Here is a 24500-nt window from a genome sequence, read left to right on the forward strand (position 1 = left end):
GGGGGATTCGCATGAACATGTCATTAAAGAAATTCTCATTGTTAACGTTAACCATGGTTCTGGCAACCACGCTTGCAGCCTGTTCATCGGGTACGAGTAATGCTGAGAATGAAGCCCAACCGAGCACACAGCAGGAAGCTGGAGGTCCGCTTACGAAATATGATCCACCCATTAAATTAACATCAACCATGAATGAAACCGGGAAAGAATCGCTTGCTGAAGGCGATACACACGCTAATAACATTTGGACCAGAGGATACAAGGACGAGCTGGGAATCGATGTCACCTATGACTGGATTGTCCCGGATGCCAATTATAACGACAAAATGAACGTCACCCTGGCGAGTGGCGATTTGCCAGATGTATTGAAAGTAAGTGCTGTGCAGTTTGAGCAGCTGCATGAAGCGGGGATGCTGGAAGATTTGACTGAGGTCTATGATAAGTACGCATCCGATCTGGTTAAGGAATTTATGTCTGCTGAGGATGGAGCAGGTTTGAAGCCAGTAACCAAGGAAGGGAAAATATACGCAATGGTCAGTTTCCCAGGCTCGCTGGATTCCTCGGATATGATCTGGATTCGCCAGGATTGGTTGAAAAAGGTCGGGCTTGAAGCGCCAAAATCAATGCAGGACGTTATCAAGATTGCGGAAGCCTTCACCTTCGAAGATCCGGACGGTAACGGCAAAGATGACACGTATGGTATTGCACTCAACAAGGATTTGCCAATTAATGCGTTCCTGCTTGGTTATCATGGTTATCTCGAAACTTGGATCAAGGATGCTTCGGGTCAGGTTGTGAATGGAACCATTCAGCCTGAGGTGAAGGAAGGATTACGCGAACTGCAAAATCTGTATTCGAATGGTGTACTCGACCCTGAGTTTGGTGTTAAGGATTTTACGAAGATGATGGAAGATGTGAATGCAGGCAAATCAGGCATGTTCTTTCTGCCACAATGGGCACCATTTCAGGTTAGCAGTATGATTAAGAAGGATAAGAACGTAGACTGGCTGCCTTATCCGGTTCAATCTATCGATGACCAGCCTGCCAAAACGCAGAATCACTTAAGCTTGGGTGGAATATTTGCCGTACGTAAAGGATACGAACACCCGGAAGCATTGATCAAACTGCTGAATTTTCAGGCAGAGAAAATGTTCGGTGAGTCAGCCAAGGAAGAGCGTGCTGCGTATTTGAACGGCTTGACCGGACTTGGTTTTCATAATGCGACCGTATCCAATCTGCCCGCCAACAAAAACGTGAAGGCACAGGACGAAGTCGAGCAGGCGCTCAAAACGGGAGATACCTCCGGATTAGAGCTTGAAGCGAAGCTGTTCTACGATGATATTATGGATTACCGCAATGGGAATTTGGATAAGTGGCATATGGAACGTATTTTTGGACCGGAAAGCTCGCAGGGTGTCATTAAATATTACCGGGATAACGACCTCATTGTCATGAATGAATTTATCTACGCCCCGACGAGAACCATGAACACGAAACAGGCAACCCTGGATAAACTGCGTGCTGAGACGTTCCTGAAAATCATCTACGGCAACCTGTCTATTGACGAGTTCGATAACTTTGTTGCAAATTGGAAAAAACTTGGTGGTGACCAGATCACTCAGGAAGTGAATGAAGTCATTAATGCGAATAAATAAGCCATAGTAAAACAGCAAATGCCACTCTGCGTACGATTCGCAGGGTGGCATTTTGTATTACAAGCTATAAAGGTCATCCGGTTTCATGAGAGCCTTCTTTCTGCTTCTTGCGATATTCATTGGGGCTGCAGCCCATCTCTTGTTTAAATAGTTTGGTGAAGTGAGAGTAGTTGGTATAACCCACATTTCCAGCAATGGTATGCACCGAATGTGCGGTGGTCTCCAGGAGATGCCGGGCCGCCACAAGACGGGTATGGATGACATAATGGCCCAGTGAAATGCCCATCTCTTTCTTGAACAGCCGTGCCAGATAATCCGGATTCAGATAGACCATCTCCCCCAGATTATTCCTCGTTAAATCTTCTCCATAGTGCGTGCGTATATAGTGGGTAATCTCATGTACAACCGACTTGGGCTGCTCGGCAACATTCAGATATTCTGCAGCCGTATTAACCAGGTAGGCAATATAGGATTGCATATCTTCAATAGAATGCAGAGATTGCATGAACAATTGATCATTCGTTTTGCCCATATATAGCTTGTGCACTTCGATCTCCTTACTCTTCAATTGGGCATACACAAGTTGCACCAGATCAAGACGCAACAAACTTAGAACGGCGGTACCTACCACACCTTCACGGACCAGTTGATGCATATAACGACCCGTTTCATCCAGAAAAGCCTGGAAGCGATTTTCATTTAACAATTTCTCCAGCAATCCCAGATCAGGCGGTGTGTAATTCAACTCGGGTCTATTATAGTTTTCCAGTAAAAAAGTTTGGTTGCGATGTTTGATTCGCTCTTCATTCATAAGCAACAACTCATTGATGGTATGACGAATCTGACCCAGTGGTAGAGAGAATCCGATACTACAGCAAACATCAGACTTTAGGTAATTATTAACCTCGGGGATAAACAAACCGCACATGGATTCGATCAGCTGTGCATCCGGCGCCCCGTTCCATTTTAGAATAATCATCCAGTTATGATCCTTGATTTCGATAATGGCTTCAATGGAGAACAACGTGTTCTGGAACCGCTCAACCATTACATTCAAACACGCGTAATCGAACAGGTTCTTGTCCGTCTTGCCCAGCGTTTGATCGTACGGAAACAGGTTAACCAGAATAGGGAGAAACAGATCGGTTGTTTCATAAGGCAGATTTTGTTCTGTCAAAAAGGCAGAGACGTTGGCAGGGCTGGAAGGAAAAGCTTTACCGGAGATTAGCCTGCGCCAGCTGTCCTCAATCAGTTTGCTTCGGTTTTTCTGCCACAGCTCACCCTCATGAATGGCTTTCTCAATGAATTGCTGGTCGCGGGCTTTAGCAACTGCCTTTTGAATAATAAGAGTTAACTTGTCAAACTCGATTGGTTTTAGAAAATAATCGAAGCTTTGCAGCTCGATTGCTTTCTGGGCATAGTTGAAATCGGCATAGTTGGTCAGAAATATCGTCTGTACATTATGCGATTCCTCCCGGACCCATGCGAGTAATTCCAGCCCGCTACCCTGGGGCATCTCAATATCACATATGAGAATCTGTACGGGATGAGTTTGCAACACTTCCTTGGCCTGCGCAATATTGTATGCTGTGAATATTCTATGAATCCCCAATGCCTCCCAATCAATTTTCTTTTCCAAAGCCATGACAACAAAATAATCATCATCAACCAGCAATGCATTCATGGTTTGTCACCTCTCCCGAAGTATCTGAATTCAGTATCATTTTAGGCAAGGAAAGCGTGATCCGAGCGCCACTTGCGTCGTTTGCAAACGTAATATTTGCTTCATCTCGATATAACAATTCCAAACGTTGGATGGTATTCATAATGCCGATCCGGTTGCCGCCAGTTTGTTCCAGCGCTTCTCCACGCACCAAAGCGTCAAGAACATCTGGGCTGAAGCCTGGTCCTGTATCCGAAATCTTGATGAGTACATGATCGCCACTTTCCTGTCGTTGTTCCGTCACGGATAAAGTAATACATAGTTCCCGGTCTCGAGAGACCCCATATTTGACCGCATTTTCGATGAATGTCTGAATGACAAGTGGGGGCACAGCGATGCCCGTGATGACCTCAGGCTGTTCGATTCGATAGGAAAAAGCGTCGCGGTAACGCGACTTCTGGATGTCCAGAAACGTTCTCACATGTTCAATCTCATTCTCCAGAAGAACGAAATTCTCCCCACTTTGAAAGATATATCGGAAATAACGGGAGGTAGCTAGTGCCATACTCTCAATTTCCTCGTACATCTGCATCTGTGCCATACTGTACATGCTCGTCAGACAATTCAGGAAAAAGTGAGGTTTAATCTGCAATTTCATATAATCCAATCGTATTTTTTGTTTCTCCAATTCTTGCTCGTAGCGATCGATCTTGAACCGTTTAATCTGGCTTACCAGTTCTTTAAACTGTGCATTGACCTGCTCCAGTTCCATTATCCGGCTGCTCTTGAAGTCTGTCGCTTCATCTCCTTCGTTAATACGCGCCAGATTTTTGGAGAATCTCTGAATGGGAACGAGCAGATTTCTCCTGAAAAACATGATGATCGCACTTAACGTGGAGGTGATGATCAGAAAAAGCAGCATAATGAGCAGCTGAGCTACCATGATTTTCTCGAATGCGCCAAACTTGATGGCCATATGCACGCTGAATGCCGCATTGGAGAAGTCGCTGCTGACAATATTATGAGACTGGAACAGATCGAGAAATGAATGTCTCTCTTCTGGTATGTGATCCCCGCCGGCAGGTCCGGAAAGTTGCACTCCATTTTCGTCTACTAGAGAGGCGTACCCGTTGGCACCCAGATTAATCTGCTGGAGAGGGGCGATCAGTTCATCTGCGGATATCAAGGCAACAAGATAACGGTTGTAGTACGGCACAATATTGATAAGATAAGAAGTGCCGTTCACGTGAATTGGTGTCCAATGGGAATAGAACTTCTCATATACACCTTTATCACGGGTCAGCGTAATGATTTGTTTTTTCACTTCTGAATAATCCGAATAGGAGATACTTATTGGTGCGCAGTTAAGGAAATATTCACTATTCTCCAAATAATAAAAGAAATTGTACGACTGCCCGTAGTTTCGCTGTAGTTCGGCGAAGAGCAAATGTAGTTTCTCGTTGGCCTTCAGGAACGGAATACTGTTCACGCCATATGTATTCATGTTGTCGAGATTCTCGTCATTGGCCAGTGTCCACCCCATGAAATGATTAATGTACGCAAAATCGTGATTAATGCGATTGATGTACAGATCAGCTGCATCCTGCAAGTATTGGGTGGACTGCTGTTTGACCATGGAGATGGACGCAATGCTGATTACGAGATCCAAGATGAGTACGACAAAAGAAATGACGAACATCATGCGGATATAATGCCGGATGGGGTAGGGTTTGATGGTGTTCAGGTTTGCCATGGAACAATGCACCACTTTCTTGATTGCTTGGTTATGAATACGCTTTAATATCTCAGGAATAGTATAAAACCTTTATTTGAAAAAAACATAAAGAATTGCATCTTTTGATTCAGAAGTCCGAATTACACACACGAAAGTCTGGATAACGATATGATTTTTGCATGTAAGCATCTTGGTTACTTGTAAAGCTGATGGATGGAACTATAGAAGTCCGAATAACGTCCTTAGCGGTCCGATAAACCCAATGTGAAGCAGTTTATACTGAAGCTATTCCAGAGATGACAGGTCCTACGGGAGAGCAGCATCAGTATATTTACAGGAGGGAAGGAAGAACCATGAGGACCAATCCACTTTATATTGGAAGAACGTTGGAGAGAATTAGGCGAAATTGGGGTCTTTACGTTTTGCTTTTTCCAGCGGTTCTGTTGACACTTTTATTTGCCTACAAGCCGATGTACGGCGTATTAATCGCCTTTAAGGACTACAGTCCGGCGCTTGGGATCGGAGACAGCCCTTGGGCTGGATTCAAATACTTTGAGAAATTCTTTAAATCCTATCAATTCACCAATACGATACGTAACACACTTGTGATCAGTCTGTACAGCTTGGCTACTTTTCCGATTCCAATTATGCTTGCATTACTGGTGAACCAGATGAGAGCAGGGAGATTCAAGAGGTTTTTTCAGACAGTCTCCTATATGCCTCACTTTATCTCAACGGTAGTTATGGTCGGGTTGATGCTAATCCTGTTCTCGCCAAGTACAGGACTTGTTGGCAATATGTATCAGCTGTTTGGAGCACAAGCACCGGACTTAATGGGTTCATCAGCTCTGTTCAGCAGTGTGTATGTATGGTCTGACGTGTGGCAGCATGTCGGTTGGGATAGCATTATCTACATTGCCGCGCTGTCTGCCGTAGACCCAAGCCTTTATGAAGCGGCCACGGTTGATGGGGCAAGTCGATGGCACAAGGTTCGTTATATTGATATTCCGATGCTGCTGCCGACTGCCATAACGCTGCTTATTCTGCGGGTAGGTGGATTACTCGGCGTAGGTTTTGAGAAGGTGTATCTGATGCAGAACGACCTGAACATTCTCTCAAGTGAAATTCTGTCCACTTATGTATACAAAATCGGGTTGCTGAGCAGTCAATACAGCTTCTCCTCAGCAATAAACCTGTTTAACACGGTCATTAATTTCATTTTGCTTATTCTGGTCAATCAGTTGTCCAAGAAATACAGTGAAAACAGTCTATGGTAGGGGGGAGACAAACAAGATGAGCGTTATGGAACCGGCAGCAATGACCAGAACTCCCCGTATCAAACGTCGACCACGTGTTACGGTTGCAGAAGTCATATTGTATGCCTTTGCTGTTCTTTTTCTAATTGCTATCATTTATCCGATCTATTTTATTGTCATCGCCTCGTTCAGTGATCCTTCATCTGTGGCTAACGGACAGGTGTGGGTGTTTCCCAAAGGATTCACTCTGGAAGGGTATAGGGAACTTCTCCGACACGAAAATATCTGGATCGGATATCGCAATACCATTCTGTATACAGTGGTTGGAACACTCTTCGGGCTTGTCGTTAATATTTCGGCGGCTTATGCATTATCGAGAAAAGATCTGGTTGGGCGCAAATTTTTCTCGCTGTTCTTTATCTTTACAATGTTCTTCAGCGGGGGATTGATTCCAACCTTCCTGACGATCCGCGACTTCCATCTCTATAACACGTTCCTCGTGATGGTGCTTCCGTTCTCTGTAGTTGTTTTCGACATGATTGTCGCCCGGACATTTTTCCAGACCAGTATTCCGGGAGATTTATGGGAAGCTGCCCAGATCGATGGCTGTGGTAACCTGCGGTATTTTGTACTAATCGTATTGCCGCTGTCCAAAGCAATCATCGCAGTACTTGGACTATGGATTGCTGTAGGGTATTGGAATTCATATTTTAATGCCCTGATTTATCTGAAAGATCCGAATCTATATCCGCTGCAACTCATTTTACGTAATATTCTCATCACAAATCAGATGCAGTCTGGCATGGGTACAGGAGAAGCAGCACAAGTTGCCCTGCGTCTTGCCAATTTGATGAGGTATTCCGTTATTATTATCGCTACAATTCCAATCATGTGTGTGTATCCATTCATCCAAAAATACTTCAATCAGGGGGTGATGATCGGCGCAGTGAAGGAATAGGCAGGTTGAAATTCATTACGAATCAAGGGGGTTCCCAAATGGGGAAAAAGATAGGGAAGAAGTTATTCACCAAAATGAGCAGCCTGATTCTCGCGTCGGCTATGTTAGTCAGCGTGGTTGGCTGTAGTAGCGGAAATGGTAGTGAACCTGCGGAGACTACGGTATCAAGCGATTTTAATCAGGAAGGTATGCCAATTGTCAACAAACCGGTCACACTCAAGGTGCTGACGGTTCGTTGGGGGAATATGGGCGACACCTTTACACAGAACCAATGGCTCAAGGATTTGGAGAAGGATTCTAATGTGAAAATTGAGTGGCAGGTCATGTCCTCTAATGACTGGGGTGAGCAGAAATCTATTATGCTTGCCAGTGGTACACTCCCGGACATTATCTTGGGTGACCAGGTGTTCAGCGATTCGGACATTGTAAACAACCTGAGCTATTTCCGTCCACTGGATGAGTACATTGACTCGTATATGCCCAACTTGAAGGCGGCTATGCAAGAGACGCCAGATATGAAGAAAATCAGCACGTTTCCTGATGGCAAAATCTATTCTATGCCAACAAGACTGCCTGCCCGTCCGAAAAGCCGGAATCAGCCTGTAATCAATAAGGCTTGGCTTGATAAGCTGGGGCTGAAAGCACCAACGACAACAGAAGAATTGTATCAGGTATTGAAAGCGTTTAAGGAAAAAGATCCGAACGGAAATGGAAAACAGGACGAAATTCCGTACACGGAAACGGGACTGAATGTGGATTTCCTGAATCCATTCGGAATCACTGACATTAATGCCAGCAGTATGATTGTGCAAGACGGTAAACCGGTCTTCTTCCCAACGACTGACGAGTATAAAGAAGCTCTTATTTATACACATAAGCTGTATTCAGAAGGGTTGATTGATCAGGAGCTGTTCACACAAGACAATACAATGACATCAGCCAAATGGCAAAATGCAGACATTCCAATCGTCGGCTTTAGCAACCAATGGACGCCTGATGCTGTGTTTGGAAAGTGGAGCGACCAATATGAAGCGATTGCACCTATTGCCGGACCTGATGGCAAACGCTATCAGCCTGGGGATCCTGGGGGCATGAATCTGGCTCGTAATGAACTGCTCATTACAAGTTCATGTACTGTTCCTGAAGTAGCCGCACGCTGGGCAGATCAGTTCTATTCCAACGAAGCCAGCATTCAGAATTTCTGGGGTGCGATCGGAACTGTAATTGAGAAAAATGATGATGGCACATACACGTTGATGGACCCGCCGGCAGGCACCAGCGCCGATGCTTGGTACTGGGATCAATCCTTGCGTGATTTCGGACCTAAATATGTAAGCCCTTCCTTTGAAGAAAAAATTAAACTTAATCCGAAGGCTGGTGACGGTCTCAAGCTGGAAATCGATCAGTTGGGCAGTGCAGATGTAACAACACCTTATCCGAAGGTTATGTACAATGCTGAAGAGTTCCAGGAGCTGCCAACGCTGACAACGGATATTGACGGTTATGTAGCAACGATGCGAGCTCAGTGGGTAACCAAAGGCGGCATCGAAGAGGGCTGGGATGCTTATATCAAAAAGTTGAATGATATGGGACTTGAACAGTTGCTGACCATCCGTAATAATGCCTTCGAACGTTATATGAACGTCAAATAGAGTGGAGTTCAGTCACATCATTCATTGATTAAATAACAAAAAGGTGCGCTTCCTTATTGAAGGAGTGCACCTTTTTGTTCGTTTATGATCTGCGTTTCAACAATAAAACGCCACTGATGTTCGATGTTTTTTTGCTATAGACCACTTTAAAACCAATATCATTGTCCAGCAAACAGTTTAAGGCATTAATCAGCAATGCACCACGCACCAGTGTGAAGGTACAAGGGGATGTGTTCCCAATCACACGTACACTTCTGATTCGGCGTGCAGAACCGGGAACGAGCGGATTTCTGGACCAATAGATCAATACCAAATCCGGTTGTGGAACAGCCTTTACACATGCCATCCTCATCATCTCTTTTCTATTAGATTCTTTATAGTAAATGAAAAGCAGATTCAGAAGGTGCTAGACAAAAGACGCGATATTTAATAAATGGACAATCACGAGGTAAGCCTCATGGCTAAGCTCATGTTATTCGTATTTGTAGTCACACACGGGATTAGGATCAAAGTATGGTATATCAGGCAATCATAAGTGTTCTTCCAGTCCCATACATATAATGCTGGAGGTGATTGGAATGAGCAAGAAACCCATGGATGAGAACAAAAAGATAGAGCAGCGAAATGCCTTTCTACGGGATAATAACGGAAAAGAAATGTCTTCCAATGAAGGGATTAAAATATCGGATGATAGCAACTCACTAAAAGCTGGGGATCGCGGACCCACGCTGCTAGAAGATTTTCTGATGCGTGAGAAACTGTCTCACTTTGACCGTGAACGCATTCCGGAGAGAGTTGTGCATGCACGGGGATATGGAGCCTACGGTGAATTTGAGTTATATGAGTCACTTGAAGAGTTAACGATGGCGCATTTTCTTCAGGATCCCGGTGTGAAAACACCGCTATTTGTTCGTTTTTCCGAGGTCGCAGGCTCCAAAGGAGTGAACGAAACGAATCGGGATGTGCGTGGGTTTTCAGTAAAGTTTTATACCGAAGAGGGCAACTTTGATCTGGTCGGGAACAATATTCCGATCTTCTTCATTCAGGATGGGATTAAGTTTCCGGATCTGATACATGCGCTGAAGCCGGAACCCAATAATGAAATTCCACAAGGCTCCACTGCGCACGACACCTTCTGGGATTTCATCGCGAATAATCAGGAGTCGGCAACGATGGTCATGTGGATTATGTCGGATCGCACGATACCGCGAAGCTTTCGAATGATGCAGGGATTTGGAGTACATACCTTCCGGCTGGTGAACAAAGAAGGTAAATCCAGATTCGTGAAATTTCATTGGCGGCCGGTACTTGGTATGCATTCTTTTGTGTGGGATGAGGCGCAGAAGCTGGGCGGGGCGGACCCGGACTTTCATCGCAGAGACTTGTGGGAGAATATCAATGCAGGCAACTTTGCTGAGTTCGAACTTGGAATACAGGTGCTGGAGGAAGCAGATGAATTCAAGTTTGATTTTGATATTTTGGATGCAACGAAATTATGGCCAGAAGAAGACATTCCGGTACGAATCATTGGCAAAATGACGATTAACCAAAATGTCGAGAATGTATTTGCGGAAACGGAACAGTCGGCTTTCCATCCTGGCAACATTGTACGTGGCATTGATTTCAGCAATGATCCACTGCTTCAAGGCCGACTATTCTCGTATACGGATACACAATTGGCAAGGGTGGGCACGAATTATCAAGAATTGCCGATTAATCGTCCCGTGTGCCCTGTACATAATAACCAGAGAGACGGAGCTTCCCGTTACACCATTGATCGAGGAAGAGTCGCCTACCACGAAAACTCTCTTGCCAATAATTCTCCCTATACTGTGCCCGGTACAAAAGGTGGGTTTGTAACGTATCCTTCCACGGTGCAAGGTCTCAAGGAACGAAAAACGGCAGATAGTTTTCTGGATCATTTCTCGCAAGCACGTTTATTCTGGAACAGCATGACAGGCGTGGAGAAGGGTCATATCATTCAGGCACTCACGTTTGAGCTCGGGAAGGTAAAGGACGTTTCGATTCGTCAACAGGTCGTTGATATGTTAGGAAATATCAGCACAGAGCTGGCGACCATTCTGGCCCGCGAACTTGGAGTCGCTGTACCGAACGTTCATGAATCTTCAGTGACCAAATCCTCCCCTGCGTTAAGCATGGCCAATACCGTGTTTTCTCCCAAAACGCTGCGCGTCGGGGTGATTGTCGGTGAAGGATTTGATGGTCCGAGCACACAATACATTTTGGATGAGCTTAGGAGCGCTGGACTTTGCCCAGTCATTGTTCATGAAAGACAAGGTGTGGTCCATGGAACGAGCGGTGTGGAGTTGAAAGTGGACGACAGCTTTTTGACCGGATCACCTTTGGTATATGATGGGTTATTCATTGTTGGAGGACAGAAGGAAGATGATTATTTTCAGAAATACACCCGATCCTATGCCATTGAAACGTACAATCATTTTAAACCGATAGGAGCTACACCGACGGGGGCAGTGCTGATTCAGCCAGTCGGCATTATCGGCAAACCTGGTGTCATTGTGGAACAGAAACCTTCAGCTTTTGTAGAGCAATTCATTCAAGCCATGACCCAGCAACGCTTCTGGAATCGAGCGTAGCAGGTTTGTGTGCCTTCAAACGAGTGGACAGTCAAATAACAAGAAAAGGACCTCACTAGAGATCCTTTTTCCTGTTTTTTTGTTCTTGAAAAAATAAGAGCGATATTTCCCTAATTTGCTGCAATTGATTATTTCCTTACTTATTGGTGCTATGCTGTTTCGCCGGCAGTTTATCCGTTGGTGTACCTTTACCATTGTTTTTGTTATGACGTGCTTTTTCGGCGTTCTCATTCACTTTTTTTACAAAATCATGGGTGCTCTCCATGTTAAGCAAACCTCCTTCAAGGAATCAAAATGTGTAGCCTGAATCTTAATATAACCATTGGAAGGTCATTATATTTGGATGCTCCACTCTTACTGTAATATCATTACGACTAGTATGAAACGTCGGTGGGATAAACTGGACATGGGAAGTTCAGGCGTCTAAACTGTATAGAACGATACAAACAAGAAGGAGCCCGAATCGAACCATGTTGCAGAAATTCGGTTTTACACAATATGAAAGTCAGGTATATGAGGCCATATTTGCGCAGGATGCACCGCTTGATGCCACATCCATTGTTAGTTACTCCAATGTACCCAAGGCTAAGATATACGAAGTGCTTAATCGGCTTATTGATAAGGGAACCGTACTAACAACCATGCATGGGAAGAAAAAATTGTACATGGCGGTTGATCTTCAGTCCATTATCCTCAAAATAAGGGCTGACTTTGAGAAGGATATTGAGGAATTAAAGACGTATAAAATCAAACGTACATTCACTGATGAACATATCTGGACATTGAAGGATGCAACATCCATTGCATCGAATATTGAACAGCTTATTGAGGAAGCGGATTCATCTATCCTTTTTCTGGCCTGGAATGAGCAAATGGAGAAGTACCGGGAGCTTCTGGAGCAAAAAGAAGCTGAAGGTGTACATGTAGAGGTCCTGGCTGTAGGAGGACTGCAAACGTCTCTAGCCCATAAATATTCGTTAATTCCAATGCTTGAGGACAGTAATCTTGAGCCCTCGCAGCTAATCATTGTTGACCATGGTTATCTTTTGTTTGCAGGAATCGAACATGATTCATGGAAGGCGATCAAGACAACGTCCAAACCGATTGTTAAAGCAATGACGGATTATTTCTATCATGACGTCGCTCTTACTCAAATTACTAAAAAATACGGTGACCAGCTGCTTCAGGATGAAGAAATTGCACGTCTGCTGGCGCGATTAATTTATTAAAACGAGGGTTCCAAAAGCTATTCTTTCTGAGAATAGCTTTTTTGTATTGAAATCTCCTCTTGATTAAGTTACTATCGTAGTTGTAACTTTCGAGGAGGATTCAAAAATGAATAAAAAAGTATATGTCCTGGCAATCGCGGCATTTGTGGTTGGTACCGTTGAACTCATTTTAGGTGGGATTCTGGACTTGATTGCAACAGATCTTCATCTGACCTTGGCCAAAGCCGGGTATTTAATTTCCATTTTCTCACTTGTCTATGCGTTATCTGCGCCTATTTTGTTAAATATGACGGCCAGATTCGAACGTAAAAAAGTATATATGTGCACTCTATTCGTTTTTCTAATCAGCAATCTCATCTCTGCGTTCAGTGCCAATTTCTATATGCTCTTGGCAGGCAGAGCATTGGGGGCCGCAACGGGATCTCTGATTTTTGTCCTGTCTCTGACGCTCGCAGCCCGTATAGTGGAGCCGCAGTATAAAGGGCGTGCTGTGGGGATTATCACGATGGGAGGAAGTGCTTCACTGATCCTGGGTGTACCTATCGGAATCTTTGTGGGTAATCTTGCTGGATGGCGTGAAGTGTTTATGTTGATCGCAATTTTGACTGCAGTAGTCATGGTTGCCATTGGCATTGCCATGGATCGTGTGCAGCCGATTCCGGCAGTATCCCTGAAGAAGCAGCTTACTGCTCTATGGAACCCAAAAATGCTGGCAATCCATGTTACAACATTGCTTGTGCTCGCAGGACACTTGACGTTATATGCTTATTTCACACCATTTCTCCAGGAAGCGCTTGGAGCCAGCTCAACAATGGTCACCTTTATCTATATGATGTTTGGTATCGCTGCTGTGGCAGGGGGAGGAATTGGCGGCATATTATCAGATCGTTTGCACCCAGCCAAAGCCATTATCATCGTGCTAATACCCTTTATCATAAGCATGGCGGTTATTCCATTTAGTACCGGGTTGCCTTTAATTGCCTTCTTGATTCTGCTAAGTATCTGGAGTGCTCTAAGCTGGACCGTTACCCCGGTACAGAATAGTCTGATTATCAAAACCTCACCGGCAACGGCTGAAACGTTAATTAGCACCAATTCAGGAATTGCACATGCGGGTATTGCTCTCGGAACTTATATCGGCGGGGTGGTTATCGATCATTCATCCATTATGTATACAGGATGGGTGGGATCGGTTCTAATCCTGATGGGTCTGGTGTCAGCCTTTTATGCAATTAGTCGCAAAGAGCAAACGGTTCATGCCGCCGAAAAATCGTTAGTATAAAAGTTATCTTTTCCAAATTGGTCTATATAGCTTCAAATAACCTCTGCGGTCCAATAATTATTGGATTGCAGAGGTTTTTTGAATGACATTAGGCATAATATCTCTATATTCAATTTCAAAGGAACTTGATTTATTTAGGTTATCCCATATAATTATTATAGCTTTATAAAGTATCTTAATTTATCAGTTCCAAAATTAATATAGACGTAAAGGGGAAACAATCATGAGCAATATCACAACAAAATCGGAAAAACAGAAAATGATCGATGGTGAGCTGTACTTGGCTTCCGATCCCCAATTGTCTCAAGACAGGGAATATGCAAGGAAAATGACACGCATGTACAATCAGACCACAGAAACAGATGGTGAGCTCCGCACAAAGGTATTAAAAGAACTGTTAGGTTCAACGGGTGAACACCTGAGCATGGAACCGAATATTCATTTTGACTATGGATACAACATTCATGTTGGAGAGCATTTCTATACCAACTTTAACTGTACGATACTTGACGTATGTGAAGTGCGCATTGGGGATAACTGTTTAATGGGACCTGACGTTCACATATATACCGCTACCCATCCCTTGAATCCATTCGAACGGATAACAGGTGCAGAGTATGGAAAGCCAGTAACCATAGGCAATAATGTATGGATCGGAGGTAGGGCAGTTATTAATCCAGGAGTCACCATTGGGAACAATGTCGTTATTGCTTCCGGTGCCGTAGTTACAAAAGATGTTCCGGACAATATGATTGTTGGTGGAAATCCTGCTAGAATCATTAGAGAGATAGAGCTTTAATCTATTCATTTTGGACAGAAGAGTTGGAGGCATAAGAATTCATGACAGAAAAAGAGAAATCACAACTGGGACTACTGTATAATGCGAATTACGACAAAGAATTAATTGATGAGCGGTTGTACGCAAAGGGACTTTGTTACGAGTATAATCAGCTTCATCCTGGCAAGATCTCTGAGAGAGAGGCGCTGCTCAAAAAGTTGCTTGGGAAAACGACGGATCGTTTCCTGATCGAGCAGCCATTTGTATGTGACTACGGCTATAACATTGAAATTGGTGAGAACTTCTATAGCAATCATAATATCGTTATGCTGGACGGGGCAAAAATTAGTTTTGGTGACAACGTTTTTGTTGCACCAAATTGTGGATTCTACACTGCTGGTCATCCTTATGATGTTGAACAACGTAACGAAGGTCTTGAAATTGTAGGTCCAATCACAGTGGGTAATAATGTATGGATTGGAGGTGGCGTGACTGTGCTTGCGGGTGTGACCATTGGAGATAACACAATCATCGGGGCAGGAAGTGTAGTTACCAGAGACATTCCTTCGGATGTAATTGCTGCGGGTAATCCATGCAGAGTTATTCGCAAAATAACGGAAGCAGACAAAACGAAGTATAGAAGAAGCTAACACAAGTGTATACGAACCTTCAGAATGCCCGATGTTTTTCATCGGGTGTTTTTAATACCTCTGGAGATATTGTATAGTTACTACATTGGAGAAGAAACTATGGAGTAGGGGTGCTTATGAAAATAGCGAACGCGTATTTGATGAAAGAAATTAATATAAACCATGTACGCCAGGTCATGAAACGGGTGGAAACAGCAACCAAGCCACAACTGGCCTCCTTGACCAAGCTCAGTGTAGTAACCGTCAATTCACTGGTCAAAGAGTTGTGTGAACTGGGTGAACTGTTTGAGGACGAGACAGTACCTTCCAACGGGGGAAGACCTGCATTAACCTACCGATATAATTACGATTTTAGCTTGGCTTTGGTCATGTATATCAACGAAAAGCAGGGGCAGGATCTGATTACAGCCACCGTCATTAATCTAGAGGATAACATGGTGTTTAGAGAAGAATATACGATGCCAGCCTTTGACCAGAAACACTTCTATGAAATCATTGGGAACGTACTGTCTCAGCATGCTTCCATTAAAGTCATCGGTATCGGTATTCCGGGACAGACCGTGAATGGAGAAATTACGGTGAGCAGTCACCGGCAGTTAGAAGGTATCCGCATGATTGAAGATCTTGAAGCACAGTTCGGATTACCAGTTCTGGTGGAAAATGATGTGAACGCTGCAATTAGCGGATATTGTGCAAAAAAAGAGTTGGACGAGGATCAATGTGTCATCGGAATTTATTTTCCAACCAAATATCCTCCAGGCATGGGCATTTATCTGAACGGTAAAGTGATCAAAGGAAAACTTGGCATGGCCGGGGAGGTTAAATACCTTCCAATGGGGATTGATTGGTATAATTCAGTGGAAAAGGAAGCATTTATTGCAACGGTATGCAAAATGATTCAAACGGTAAATGCGATTCTTGCTCCAGATCAGGTTGTAATTTACCAGAAGATGGTTGAAGAAAATGCTTTGGTTCAAGCGTGGCAAATGTATCAAGCGGATCTGTCGATGCCATCTTATCCTAATGTCATTCTGATCGATTCCTTCCGGGAAGACTTTGAAGCAGGGATGCGATGGCTAACATTGAAAGCGTTGGAACCCAATCAGGTTCAATTTAACTGAAATCGGGACTCACTATATTAGTAAAAATCCCCCAGCAGCAAACAATACATCATCACATCATATTGCAATGTATGTCCTTGTTTTCTGTTGGGGGAAAGCAGGAATGTACCTGCTACAGCGGTATCACTTACTTAACGTTTTAGGCTCTTGCCGTTACTACCGATGATATCTTTGTACCAGTGGAACGACTTTTTGCGATACCGCTCGAGTGTTCCTGAACCATCGTCATGGCGGTCAACATAGATATAACCATAACGCTTTTTCAATTGTGCTGACGAAGCACTGACCACATCAATACATCCCCAGGACGTATATCCCATAACTTCAACGCCGTCTTCAATGGCTTCCCCAACCTGAACAAGATGATCATTTAAGTACTGAATGCGATAGTCATCTTCAACTGTCTTTTCACCATCAGGTCCGGTAATAAGCTCGTCCACAGGAAGTAAAGTACATCATTGCTTACGAATTCTTACACCATTAGAGAACGTAGCATTGCAAAGGAGAGATTGTTATAGCACGTGTTTTATTTATTAACGGTGGATCAGAGGGACATGTCAATCCAACGATTGGCGTGGTACAAGAGCTTATTTCACGCGGGGAAGAGGTTGTGTACTTCACTATAGAAGCGTATCGGGAGCGTATGGAGAAGACGAGTGCTGTAGTCCGAACCTTTGACGGTCAGAAATTCATTAAAGCCTTTGTCACAGGTGGCAGAGATTATTTGCTCGAACGAGTCAACGGTCTTTTGCTTACGGCAGATATCGTCATTCCAAGCGTGCTTGAACAGATCAAGGGTGAACATTTTGATTACATCATCCATGATTCCATGTTTGGCTGTGGACGTTTACTTGCGCAAATTCTGAAGCTACCTGCAACTAATTCGTGTACTTCTTTTGCGCAGGCTGAAGAATCTTTCGATCATTTGCTGCAACACTTTTTCTTAAATGTTCCTGCCGAAATCGCCCAACCTATAAACGATACATTCCATAGCTTGACGATGAGGTTACAGAAAAAATATGAGGTGGAGATTGCTTCTCCCTACGAGGTGTTTTGCAATCCCGCGCCACTTACCATCGTATATACAACAAAGGAATTTCAGCCTTATGGAGAAGAATTCGACCACACGTATCAATTTGTAGGACCGTCCATAGTTTCGCGACTATCCCATGAAGACTTCGATATGGAAGGAATTAAAGGGAAAAGACTGATTTACATTTCACTGGGTACAATTTTTAACCAAGCTCTTGATTTCTATAAGCTTTGCTTAGAAGCATTGGGGAATACCGATTATACAATTGTCATGTCCGTAGGGGATAGAACACAGCTTGCTGATCTGGGAGCAATTCCGGAAAATTTCATCGTTAAACGTTATGTTCCACAAATGGATGTATTGCAATCTGCTAAATTATTTATCACACATGGCGGGATGAACAGTACCAACGAAGGTTTATATTACGGGGTTCCCCTCATTATACTCCCTCAGAGCGCGGATCAGCCGATCATTGCAGAGCAGGTTGTTAGTAGGGGAGCGGGCCTCCGTTTACAAATGCAAACCTTGACTACCAATCAGCTGCGTGAAGCTGTGGATCATGTGTTGAGCGTTCCTTCTTTTGAGAAAGCTGCTGCGAATTTGAGGGAATCCTTTCGAAAATCAGGCGGATATCATTGTGCTGTTGATGCGATTTTCGAATTTAAGACTCAACATTTCATTCACGGATAGTTCAGTCATTAATTATTCAAAATTGAAGCATTTCCGGACCAGAACCATGCGGTATACTGAACAAGACGTTTCAAGAGAAGCTGCATTATTACAAATTATGTGGCTTCAAGTTGAAACATCTTGTAACAAGTTACATATTTCACAAACTAGCCGCTGGAAAGGTGAGATTGAACAGGATGAAGACAGTCACAGGTCGATTCAGAATTGCAGGCATATGGGAAGGTGTATCATTACTGCTGTTGATTTTTATAGCTATGCCGCTAAAATATTTTGCCGATATGTCTTCCCCAGTAACCATTATGGGTATGATTCACGGTATTCTTTTTCCGCTATATCTGATTACACTTGTGCATTTGGCTGTTGTGAAGAAGTGGAAAGCTTCACGTTGGTTCATGGGATTGGTAGCAGGCTTATTGCCTTTCGGAACATTTGTATTCGAGTCCTATCTTCGCAAGAGAGACTGGAAGTAAGGCTTGCAAAAAAAGAACAACAATGACAGCAGGCGACCAACTCCGGATGTTATCCGAACTGGTCGCCTGCTCGTTTCTGTGCAAATTCTTTTTTTGGAAAGAGTGCGAACGCGTTATTTTACAGTACCTTGCTGACGATCCGATAGCAGGCTAACTCCAATATCACCAGAGGCATCAGATACAGGTGCATACGCGGAGAAGGAGATAACGGCAATCAGGGCGGTAAGCAGAAAAACAAATGATTTTTTCATACAATAACCTCTTTTCATATGGGATGATCTTCCAACTATATTTTAATGCAGATAGGCTGTGTTTGAAAAGAAAATGTTTAGGGGAACGCAAAATTTGTACAGTTAGACATTCGTGATAAACTAGATTGTACAACACACTCGCGAAATGACTGAAAGGGATGACCCTTTATGAAAGAGATTAATGACATAACATCCATAGAAATGATCGAAGAGATGATTCAACAACATGAATTGGTTTTTTTATATGTATCTCGGCCAGAATGTAGCGTCTGTCACGCCTTACTCCCCAAGATTAGGGAGTTACTTGAACCTTATCCGATGGTGCACCTGGCACACATCAATGCCAACCAAGTGGAAGAGGTGGCGTCCAGGTTTCTTATTTTCACAGTACCTACGATGATTATGTTGGTGGAGCAGAAGGAATATATTCGAGCTGATCGCTTTGTTCGCTTCGATCGATTGAAAGAGCAGGTGCAGCAGATTTATTATATGTACACCCAGAATGGGGAATAAGAAGCATGATTCAAGGCAGCTCCTATTTGAGCTGCTTTTTTGCATATCTGTCTCTAATTTCGGTGCTAAGCAACCATGCCATCTTCAAAGCAAAAGAATGTGAAAAATAATTAAAAGAAAAAGTGTTGTATTGAAAACGGTTTTATGCTAATTTAAAATATATAAAAACGTTTTTATAGTAAAGGACCAAAAAATTATGGGAAAGATTACGATTAAAGATGTTGCAAGGGAAGCCGGCGTATCCATTTCAACGGTTTCCAACGCCTTGAATGGCGTAGATGTCTTGAATCCGGAGACCAAATCACATGTCCTGAAGGTGGCAGAGCGTTTAAATTACGTTCCCAACCTGAACGGCAAGCTGCTGAAATCCGGGCAAACCAAGATGCTGGGCTTTTTTACCACAAGTGTGTCGGGTCCGTATTTCTATAAGCTAGTTGAATCCATGTCTCGTGAATGCGATCGTCTAGGTTACGGACTAAATGTATTTGTGACCAAGGATAAGCAGGTCATTATGAGTAATATTCTGGGCCGGCGTGTGGATGGCGTCATTATCTACGAAGAGCTGCGAATTGATGAACAGGATATTGTCGCTATGGAGAAAGACAAGATCAAGGCTGTGTTTCTGGATCGGGTCTATCAGAGTGATACGATGGGAAGCGTCATTTTTGACTCCTATGTAGCGGGTTATGAAGCGACCAAGTATTTAATTGGACTTGGGCACAAGAAAATTGCATACATATCCGGCGTGGACACCATGTTTGACAGTAATCAGCGTAGAGATGGATATCTGGCTGCTTTGCGTGAGTACCAGCTTCCGCTGGATGATGATTACATCTTACAGGGATATTTTGAGGAAGAGGGCACCTACAGTGCTGTGAAATCTTTTCTTCATCTGCATCCTGCCAAGCTGCCTGATGCTTTTCTTGCAGGAAATGATGTGAGTGCAATCGGCTGCATCCATGCATTGAAGTCTCATGGCTTCGAAGTTCCTCAAGATGTAAGTGTAGTAGGCTTCGATGATATTGATATTGCCCAATATTTTTCCCCACCATTAAGTACCGTAAGAAACCAGATTGCAAGGCAGGGGATCCTGGCGATTAATCACCTGGTTCGCATGATTAAGAAGAAGGAACATGGGGTTTCACAGAAATTGGCGGGTGAACTTATCATACGGGGTTCAAGTCATGTGAAGATGGACCGGAGTGATTTTTTAACATAGCGGATGTAATCATTTCCGGTCTTTTTTAATTATTGATTTGAGATTAGGGGGTTTTTTTGTCGGAAAATAAAAACGTTTTTATGAAAGTATGCTTAAGTTGGAGGGGAGAAAAAGAGCGTGAGTAAATTAGCCGTAGAGACATCGTCAACCGGTAAAAAGCCTATAAAACCGGGGGGAAGGAAGCCAATCGGACAAAGAGTAAAAGAGTTCGTCATCGATTATCGAAGACAATGGGAAATTCAATCGATGATTATACCCGGCATCATTTTTATGATTATTTTTTGTTACATTCCGATATACGGATTGACGATTGCATTCAAAAATTACACCGTTATTGATACGCTGTCTAGCGCACCATGGGTCGGTTTGGAAAATTTCAGAATCATTATGTCAGACAAATACTTCTGGGATGCCGTAGTGAATACGCTAGGGATCAGCTTTTTGAAATTGGGTATCGGGTTCGTCATTCCCATTATCCTGGCAATCATGATCTATGAATTAAATAGCGGACGTTTCAAAAAGTTCGTGCAAACGGTTTCATATCTACCTCACTTTCTGTCCTGGATCGTACTGGGCGGCATGCTGATCACCTGGTTTTCAACAACAGGATTGTTTAATCAGCTGCTACTCAGTTTGGGAGTGATCTCGCAACCGCAAAACATTCTGCTGGATGCAGGCAAGTATTGGTGGATTGCAGTCTTATCCGATATTTGGAAAGAGGCCGGCTGGGGAACGATTCTGTATTTGGCGATTATGTCCAAGATTGATCCTACGTATTACGAGGCAGCCAAAATTGATGGTGCAAGCCGTCTCAGACAAATTTGGAATATCACAATACCCAACATGAAGTCGATCATTAGCCTTAATCTGATTCTTACTGTAAGCGGTTTACTTGGTTCCAATCTGGACCAGACGCTCGTTCTGATGAACTCGCAAAACCGTGACAAGGCAGAAGTCATCAATTCGTATGTATATCGTATGGGGATGTCACAGGGTGACTTTTCGTATGCTACCGCGGTTGGTCTGGGCGTCTCGATCGTGTCCGTTATTCTGTTAGTCACCGCGAACAAAATTACAAGCAAATTAAACGATAATCAATCTGTGCTGTAGAAGGAGGCATCCCGTGTGAATGGAAAGGTGGCTAAAGAAGATCTCGATAGTCGGATCTTTGATACCTTAAATATTATTTTACTCGCTATTTGTACTGTCATTATTGTGGTTCCGCTCTGGAATGTCATTATCTCTTCTTTTAGCTCAGGCAAGGCTTTGGCTGAAGGCGGGTTCATCTTCTGGTCACCGGAGTTCTCGCTGGAGAATTATAGAGCTGTATTCAACGATTCGAGTATCTGGCAAGCGTTCTTCATCTCCGTATCCAAAACAACAATCGGAGTCGTTACACACGTGTTCTTCTGTGCCATGGTCGGTTACGGTCTGAGCAAAAAGCATATACGTGGACGTAAACTGTACGTTGCCATGGGGGTTATCACGATGTTCTTCTCTGGCGGAATGATCCCAACGTACCTATTGATCAAATCACTTGGCCTGCTCAACAGCTTCTGGGTGTACATTATTCCGGCATTGTTCAGCTTCTATGATGTCGTCATTCTGATGAATTTCTTCCGGAATGTACCGGATTCCCTGGAGGAGTCAGCCAAAATCGATGGTGCAGGAGATTGGCATATTTTCCTCAAAATCTTCATCCCGCTGTCCATGCCAGCGATGGCAACCATTGCATTGTTCAATGGGGTTGGGCAATGGAATGACTTTATGACTACCAAGTTGTACATTACCGATCAGTCGCTGTATCCATTACAGATGATGCTGTACGAGATTATTGTTCAGTCCCAAACGCAGTCGATGCAAAATATCGGCGGTTCGGCAGTCATTGAAACAACGACTAAAGGGGTTCAACTGGCTACGATTGTTATTACAACACTGCCGATCGTACTAATCTATCCCGTCCTTCAAAGATACTTTATCTCGGGTATGATGCTGGGTGCAGTTAAGGAGTAACGGAAATCTATTGCTCGAAAGTTCGCTCTATTCAATATTTCTCACCTAACTTTAAGGAGGAAACAATATGTTCAAGATGAATAAGGCAGCAGGCAAAAAAGGAGTTAAACTGTGCGCGGCTTTGCTGACAGCGGTAATCATGATTACAGGCTGCAGTAGTGGATCTGGGGGTTCGAGCGATGGGAACTGGGTTTCCATTGAAGATCGCTATACAGTGGATCCGGAAAAACCAGCTTGGCAGCTGGATAAAAAGGAAGAAGCTACAGACCTAACTTGGTACGTTAATGCCGACTGGTGGAACACGGATTTCGGTAAAGACATTGTAACCAAGAAGATCAAGGAAGATCTGAACATCAATATCAAATTCATTACAGGTGATGACACGAAGTTGAATACGTTCTTTGCCGGTGGAGATATGCCTGACCTGCTGACAGTATTTGACTCTAACTCTCCTGTGGTACAGAAAGCCGCAACCTGGGCTATGCCGCTGAACGATCTTGCGGAGAAATATGATCCATACTTCAATAAAGTTGCGGCTGCCGATACCCTGAACTGGTTCCAGCAGGCTGACGGCAAGACGTATGGCTATCCAAACTACTCTAATACGCAAGCCGATTATGATAGCGGCAACATCCCAGCCAAAACAGCATTTATCATCCGTAAAGATGTGTATGAAGCTTTGGGAAGTCCTGTCATGGGAACGCCAGAGGAATTCGAAAATGTGATGAAACAGATCAAGGAAAAATTCCCAACGCTGATTCCATTTGGTTTTAACTCTATCGGTGAAGGAACAGGTTCACTCGGAGATGTGTTGCAAGACTTCATTGGTGTGCCACTTGAAACTGAAAATGGAGAATTCTATGATCGCAATCAGGATGAAGATTATCTTACATGGCTGAAGACTTTAAATAAGGTATACAGAGACGGAAATATCAGTGATGACAGCTTTGCTGATGATGGTACGGCCTTTGAGGAAAAAGTGAAATCCGGAAAATATGCAACATTGCTGATGGATGGTACACCTCAACAGGGTGGGAATCTGCAAATTTATCTGAGTGCCAATGAAGGCAAAGAGTATGTTGCCATTGATGGACCACAAAGCACCAAGGGTAATGCACCGACGCTCAATCAATCCGGTATTACTGGGTGGATGATCAACTTCATCTCCAAAGACGCCAAAGATCCAGCCAAAGCGATTCAAATCTTCACGTACCTGCTGAGTGAAGAAGGTCAGCTTCTAATGAACTATGGTATCGAAGGTGAGACGTATGAAAAGAATGCAGATGGTACGGTTGAGTTGCTCCCGGCTGTGAAAGACCTGCAACTGCACAATGCTGACAAATTCAAGAAGGAATACCGGTTGGGTGAATTCATGTTCTTTGGCCATGACCGTCACAAAGCACTGAGTGCGGATGCTTTCCCGGAAGCGATTAAACAAATGCAAGAGTGGGGCAAAGGAAAACTGAAACCACACTTCATTCTGGAGAATATTAGTCCAAATCAGGGAACACCTGAAGCACGTGCGTTGTCGGCGATCAACGCCAAGTGGAATTCAACCCTGGTAAGCATGGTTCGTGCCAAAGATGATGCCTCTTTTGACAATGCGCTCGCCGCTTACAAGTCATTTTTAGGTGAAAACCGTTGGGATGAAATCCTGAAGGTTCGTAGTGAGAAAATGAAACAGAATAAAGAGAAATTGGGTATCCAATAAGAGGAA

General features: G+C 43.7%; 22 protein-coding genes and 1 pseudogene. 17 read left to right on the forward strand and 6 right to left on the reverse strand.

The annotated features are described in order from the left end of the window. Window positions 1-11 precede the first annotated feature (11 nt). Window positions 12-1655 (forward strand): extracellular solute-binding protein, encoded by a 1644-nt coding sequence (locus tag HP548_RS20630; RefSeq protein WP_076288342.1) that lies wholly within the window; start codon window positions 12-14, stop codon window positions 1653-1655. A gap of 73 nt (window positions 1656-1728) precedes the next feature. On the opposite strand, the gene HP548_RS20635 is transcribed toward HP548_RS20630, so the two are convergent. Next, window positions 1729-3339, reverse strand: a complete 1611-nt coding sequence (locus HP548_RS20635) for a response regulator (protein ID WP_175382692.1) — start codon at window positions 3337-3339, stop codon at window positions 1729-1731. Then, the gene (locus HP548_RS20640; RefSeq protein ID WP_246318145.1) at window positions 3320-5071 is read right to left on the reverse strand and encodes a cache domain-containing sensor histidine kinase; all 1752 of its coding nucleotides are present in this window, start codon (window positions 5069-5071) and stop codon (window positions 3320-3322) included. The genes HP548_RS20635 and HP548_RS20640 overlap by 20 nt, the downstream gene beginning before the upstream one ends. Window positions 5072-5406: 335 nt before the next feature. Here HP548_RS20640 and HP548_RS20645 point away from each other — a divergent pair, with 335 nt between their 5' ends. Genes HP548_RS20645 through HP548_RS20655 form a run of 3 tightly spaced genes read left to right on the forward strand, consistent with a single transcriptional unit; the run spans window position 5407 to window position 8919 of the window. After that, window positions 5407-6330, forward strand: a complete 924-nt coding sequence (locus HP548_RS20645) for an ABC transporter permease (protein WP_076288345.1) — start codon at window positions 5407-5409, stop codon at window positions 6328-6330. A 40-nt stretch (window positions 6331-6370) separates the two neighbouring features. Then, window positions 6371-7267: a carbohydrate ABC transporter permease gene (locus HP548_RS20650; protein ID WP_240342896.1), complete on the forward strand. Its 897-nt coding sequence runs from the start codon at window positions 6371-6373 to the stop codon at window positions 7265-7267. A gap of 38 nt (window positions 7268-7305) precedes the next feature. Continuing rightward, complete coding sequence (locus HP548_RS20655) at window positions 7306-8919, forward strand: type 2 periplasmic-binding domain-containing protein (protein ID WP_083678818.1); 1614 nt, start codon at window positions 7306-7308, stop codon at window positions 8917-8919. Between the two features lie 82 nt (window positions 8920-9001). Here HP548_RS20655 and HP548_RS20660 read toward each other — a convergent pair whose 3' ends face one another. Then, the gene (locus HP548_RS20660; RefSeq protein ID WP_076288346.1) at window positions 9002-9265 is read right to left on the reverse strand and encodes a hypothetical protein; all 264 of its coding nucleotides are present in this window, start codon (window positions 9263-9265) and stop codon (window positions 9002-9004) included. A gap of 232 nt (window positions 9266-9497) precedes the next feature. Between HP548_RS20660 and HP548_RS20665 the strand changes: the two genes are divergently transcribed. Further along, the gene (locus HP548_RS20665) at window positions 9498-11534 is read left to right on the forward strand and encodes a catalase (RefSeq protein ID WP_409347667.1); all 2037 of its coding nucleotides are present in this window, start codon (window positions 9498-9500) and stop codon (window positions 11532-11534) included. A gap of 136 nt (window positions 11535-11670) precedes the next feature. Here HP548_RS20665 and HP548_RS20670 read toward each other — a convergent pair whose 3' ends face one another. Next, on the reverse strand, window positions 11671-11799 hold the full coding sequence (locus tag HP548_RS20670; RefSeq protein WP_036664828.1) for a DUF4023 family protein: 129 nt from the start codon (window positions 11797-11799) through the stop codon (window positions 11671-11673). 205 nt (window positions 11800-12004) lie between these two features. Here HP548_RS20670 and HP548_RS20675 point away from each other — a divergent pair, with 205 nt between their 5' ends. The 5 genes from HP548_RS20675 to HP548_RS20695 all read left to right on the forward strand — a co-directional run bounded on the left by HP548_RS20675 (window position 12005) and on the right by HP548_RS20695 (window position 16594). After that, entirely contained in the window at window positions 12005-12763 is a 759-nt protein-coding gene (locus HP548_RS20675) for a TrmB family transcriptional regulator (protein WP_099854422.1), read from the forward strand. A 106-nt stretch (window positions 12764-12869) separates the two neighbouring features. Continuing rightward, window positions 12870-14045, forward strand: coding sequence for an MFS transporter (locus tag HP548_RS20680; protein ID WP_076288348.1), 1176 nt, complete (start codon window positions 12870-12872; stop codon window positions 14043-14045). Window positions 14046-14268: 223 nt separating this feature from the next. Further along, entirely contained in the window at window positions 14269-14844 is a 576-nt protein-coding gene (locus tag HP548_RS20685; protein WP_175382693.1) for a sugar O-acetyltransferase, read from the forward strand. A 41-nt stretch (window positions 14845-14885) separates the two neighbouring features. Next, window positions 14886-15473 carry a sugar O-acetyltransferase gene (locus tag HP548_RS20690; protein WP_076288349.1) on the forward strand — a complete coding sequence of 196 codons (588 nt, stop codon included), beginning with the start codon at window positions 14886-14888 and terminating at the stop codon, window positions 15471-15473. 116 nt (window positions 15474-15589) lie between these two features. Next, a complete protein-coding gene (locus tag HP548_RS20695; protein WP_175382694.1) occupies window positions 15590-16594 on the forward strand; it encodes an ROK family protein in 1005 nt (334 codons plus the stop codon). Between the two features lie 131 nt (window positions 16595-16725). Here HP548_RS20695 and HP548_RS20700 read toward each other — a convergent pair. Then, window positions 16726-17034: pseudogene (locus HP548_RS20700) on the reverse strand (family 1 glycosylhydrolase); the annotation flags it as partial. Window positions 17035-17108: 74 nt separating this feature from the next. On the opposite strand from HP548_RS20700, the gene HP548_RS20705 reads away from it, so the two are divergent. Then, on the forward strand, window positions 17109-18317 hold the full coding sequence (locus HP548_RS20705) for a macrolide family glycosyltransferase (RefSeq protein WP_175382964.1): 1209 nt from the start codon (window positions 17109-17111) through the stop codon (window positions 18315-18317). Window positions 18318-18493: 176 nt separating this feature from the next. Then, a complete protein-coding gene (locus HP548_RS20710) occupies window positions 18494-18787 on the forward strand; it encodes a DUF3817 domain-containing protein (RefSeq protein WP_076288354.1) in 294 nt (97 codons plus the stop codon). Between the two features lie 113 nt (window positions 18788-18900). On the opposite strand, the gene HP548_RS20715 is transcribed toward HP548_RS20710, so the two are convergent. Beyond that, on the reverse strand, window positions 18901-19038 hold the full coding sequence (locus HP548_RS20715) for a hypothetical protein (protein WP_175382695.1): 138 nt from the start codon (window positions 19036-19038) through the stop codon (window positions 18901-18903). Window positions 19039-19206: 168 nt separating this feature from the next. Here HP548_RS20715 and HP548_RS20720 point away from each other — a divergent pair, with 168 nt between their 5' ends. The 5 genes from HP548_RS20720 (at window position 19207) to HP548_RS20740 (ending at window position 24494) form a co-directional block, all read left to right on the forward strand. After that, window positions 19207-19551 carry a thioredoxin family protein gene (locus tag HP548_RS20720; protein WP_175382696.1) on the forward strand — a complete coding sequence of 115 codons (345 nt, stop codon included), beginning with the start codon at window positions 19207-19209 and terminating at the stop codon, window positions 19549-19551. 196 nt (window positions 19552-19747) lie between these two features. Then, the gene (locus HP548_RS20725; protein ID WP_063563590.1) at window positions 19748-20770 is read left to right on the forward strand and encodes a LacI family DNA-binding transcriptional regulator; all 1023 of its coding nucleotides are present in this window, start codon (window positions 19748-19750) and stop codon (window positions 20768-20770) included. 117 nt (window positions 20771-20887) lie between these two features. Further along, the gene (locus tag HP548_RS20730; protein ID WP_218642251.1) at window positions 20888-21880 is read left to right on the forward strand and encodes an ABC transporter permease; all 993 of its coding nucleotides are present in this window, start codon (window positions 20888-20890) and stop codon (window positions 21878-21880) included. Window positions 21881-21895: 15 nt separating this feature from the next. Then, on the forward strand, window positions 21896-22783 hold the full coding sequence (locus HP548_RS20735) for a carbohydrate ABC transporter permease (protein WP_076288356.1): 888 nt from the start codon (window positions 21896-21898) through the stop codon (window positions 22781-22783). A gap of 67 nt (window positions 22784-22850) precedes the next feature. Next, window positions 22851-24494, forward strand: a complete 1644-nt coding sequence (locus tag HP548_RS20740; protein ID WP_076288357.1) for a type 2 periplasmic-binding domain-containing protein — start codon at window positions 22851-22853, stop codon at window positions 24492-24494. Window positions 24495-24500 lie beyond the last annotated feature (6 nt).

Origin of the sequence: Paenibacillus taichungensis, assembly GCF_013359905.1 — a bacterium.
Taxonomy (GTDB): domain Bacteria; phylum Bacillota; class Bacilli; order Paenibacillales; family Paenibacillaceae; genus Paenibacillus; species Paenibacillus taichungensis.

Excerpts from the sequence above, each read along its gene's own strand:
- HP548_RS20630 (WP_076288342.1), top strand. The coding sequence starts at position 12 with ATGAACATGTCATTAAAGAAATTCTCATTGTTAACGTTAACCATGGTT.
- HP548_RS20635 (WP_175382692.1), bottom strand. The coding sequence starts at position 3,339 with ATGAATGCATTGCTGGTTGATGATGATTATTTTGTTGTCATGGCTTTG.
- HP548_RS20640 (WP_246318145.1), bottom strand. The coding sequence starts at position 5,071 with ATGGCAAACCTGAACACCATCAAACCCTACCCCATCCGGCATTATATC.
- HP548_RS20645 (WP_076288345.1), top strand. The coding sequence starts at position 5,407 with ATGAGGACCAATCCACTTTATATTGGAAGAACGTTGGAGAGAATTAGG.
- HP548_RS20650 (WP_240342896.1), top strand. The coding sequence starts at position 6,371 with ATGACCAGAACTCCCCGTATCAAACGTCGACCACGTGTTACGGTTGCA.
- HP548_RS20655 (WP_083678818.1), top strand. The coding sequence starts at position 7,306 with ATGGGGAAAAAGATAGGGAAGAAGTTATTCACCAAAATGAGCAGCCTG.
- HP548_RS20660 (WP_076288346.1), bottom strand. The coding sequence starts at position 9,265 with ATGGCATGTGTAAAGGCTGTTCCACAACCGGATTTGGTATTGATCTAT.
- HP548_RS20665 (WP_409347667.1), top strand. The coding sequence starts at position 9,498 with ATGAGCAAGAAACCCATGGATGAGAACAAAAAGATAGAGCAGCGAAAT.
- HP548_RS20670 (WP_036664828.1), bottom strand. The coding sequence starts at position 11,799 with ATGGAGAGCACCCATGATTTTGTAAAAAAAGTGAATGAGAACGCCGAA.
- HP548_RS20675 (WP_099854422.1), top strand. The coding sequence starts at position 12,005 with ATGTTGCAGAAATTCGGTTTTACACAATATGAAAGTCAGGTATATGAG.
- HP548_RS20680 (WP_076288348.1), top strand. The coding sequence starts at position 12,870 with ATGAATAAAAAAGTATATGTCCTGGCAATCGCGGCATTTGTGGTTGGT.
- HP548_RS20685 (WP_175382693.1), top strand. The coding sequence starts at position 14,269 with ATGAGCAATATCACAACAAAATCGGAAAAACAGAAAATGATCGATGGT.
- HP548_RS20690 (WP_076288349.1), top strand. The coding sequence starts at position 14,886 with ATGACAGAAAAAGAGAAATCACAACTGGGACTACTGTATAATGCGAAT.
- HP548_RS20695 (WP_175382694.1), top strand. The coding sequence starts at position 15,590 with ATGAAAATAGCGAACGCGTATTTGATGAAAGAAATTAATATAAACCAT.
- HP548_RS20710 (WP_076288354.1), top strand. The coding sequence starts at position 18,494 with ATGAAGACAGTCACAGGTCGATTCAGAATTGCAGGCATATGGGAAGGT.
- HP548_RS20715 (WP_175382695.1), bottom strand. The coding sequence starts at position 19,038 with ATGAAAAAATCATTTGTTTTTCTGCTTACCGCCCTGATTGCCGTTATC.
- HP548_RS20720 (WP_175382696.1), top strand. The coding sequence starts at position 19,207 with ATGAAAGAGATTAATGACATAACATCCATAGAAATGATCGAAGAGATG.
- HP548_RS20725 (WP_063563590.1), top strand. The coding sequence starts at position 19,748 with ATGGGAAAGATTACGATTAAAGATGTTGCAAGGGAAGCCGGCGTATCC.
- HP548_RS20740 (WP_076288357.1), top strand. The coding sequence starts at position 22,851 with ATGTTCAAGATGAATAAGGCAGCAGGCAAAAAAGGAGTTAAACTGTGC.